This is a genomic window from Weissella sp. DD23, assembly GCF_001579105.1.
Lineage (GTDB): Bacteria > Bacillota > Bacilli > Lactobacillales > Lactobacillaceae > Weissella > Weissella cibaria.
The window spans coordinates 66,534-67,892 of the sequence record NZ_KQ970390.1; the positions used below are offsets into that span (position 1 = coordinate 66,534).

The following is a 1,359-nucleotide window of genomic DNA, read 5'->3' on the forward strand; positions in this document are numbered from 1 at the left end:
CGTTGCTGCAACAGGCAAAGGAAGAGGCAGATCCAACGAATTTCTTCTTTCCTTATACGCAAATTCCAGTAGCTGAGGCGGTAGCTGGTGCGCGTCGCGTCTGGGAAACGGTTAACTTACCGAACCTAACGGACTACATTTTACCAACGCGTGAACGAGCTGATTTAATTCTTCATAAGGCGATGGGACACGGAATTAACGAAATTTGGTTACGCAAATTCTGATTTCATTACTTTTCAACGTGTCATGAATGTGACAAAAATAGACAAAAGCCAGGAAATCAACGTTTTCCGGCTTTTATTTATCAATTTAAGTTACAAAAAACATGTTATTTAACCGGTTAATTAAATGGCGGGAAATGCCTATATATCAATGGTTTACACGTGTAACACACCTTATGTAACGTTAATATGACACAAAAAGGGGTCATGATATTGTTTCTAGACATGTTATGTAATGAATGTGTAATTTTAAGCCTGCTCAGCTTGGTAAACTATGTCTTGTGGTTGAGGCAAGGAAGAAGCCTCATATAAGAGAACGTGCTTGAGCAATAGGGTTCGCACGACATAGATACAATCCTTAGGAGTGTTTAACTGATTATGAGTAAGATGAAAGAAACAGCATTGACGATCGCCGGTTTGGCTTCAGTATTGGTTGCAGGCCAAACTGTTGCAAACGCCGCTTCAACATACACGGTTCAAAAGGGCGACACGTTGTCAGAATTGGCAGACAAGTTTAACTTGACTGTTGAAGACTTGGTTAAGACTAACAAGATTACTGACGCAAACATGATTTTTGCTGATCAACAAATCGAAGTGCCAACGCAAGAAGAGCTTAATGAAAATGCGTTGAACACGACTGCTGCATCATCAGCTAACAGCGCTGCATCAGATGCTGCTTCATCAGCAATGTCAGAAGCTGTTGCTTCAATGACTGCTGCATCAGAAGCTGCCGCATCATCTGCCGCTGCTTCAGAGGCCGTTGCATCATCAGTTGCCGCTTCAGAAGCTGCTGCCTCAAAGGCTGCTGAGTCAGAAGCCGCTGCTGCTTCAGTTCAAGCACAACCAGTTGCACAAGATACTGCCGTTGCTGAGCAAGCTGAGCCAGTTGCACAACAAGCTGCTCCTGCAGCCGCACCAGCCGCTGGTGGTTCAGTTTATGACCAATTCATTGCTAACGGTGGTACTGATGCCTTGTGGCAAAACATCGTAATGCCTGAATCAGGTGGTAACCCTAACGCCGTTTCACCAAACGGTTACATGGGATTGGGTCAAACTAAGGAAGGCTGGGGAACGGGTGACGTTGCCACGCAAACTAATGGTTTGGTTGACTACGCCGTTTCACGTTACGGTTCAGTTG

General features: G+C 44.7%; 1 protein-coding gene and 1 pseudogene. Both read left to right on the forward strand.

Going from position 1 to position 1,359, the window contains the following annotated elements:
• Window positions 1-224: pseudogene (locus WEIDD23_RS00295) on the forward strand (type I pantothenate kinase); the annotation flags it as partial.
• Window positions 225-599: 375 nt separating this feature from the next.
• The coding region (locus tag WEIDD23_RS00300) for a LysM peptidoglycan-binding domain-containing protein (RefSeq protein ID WP_062358729.1) at window positions 600-1,359 on the forward strand (760 nt) is incomplete at its 3' end.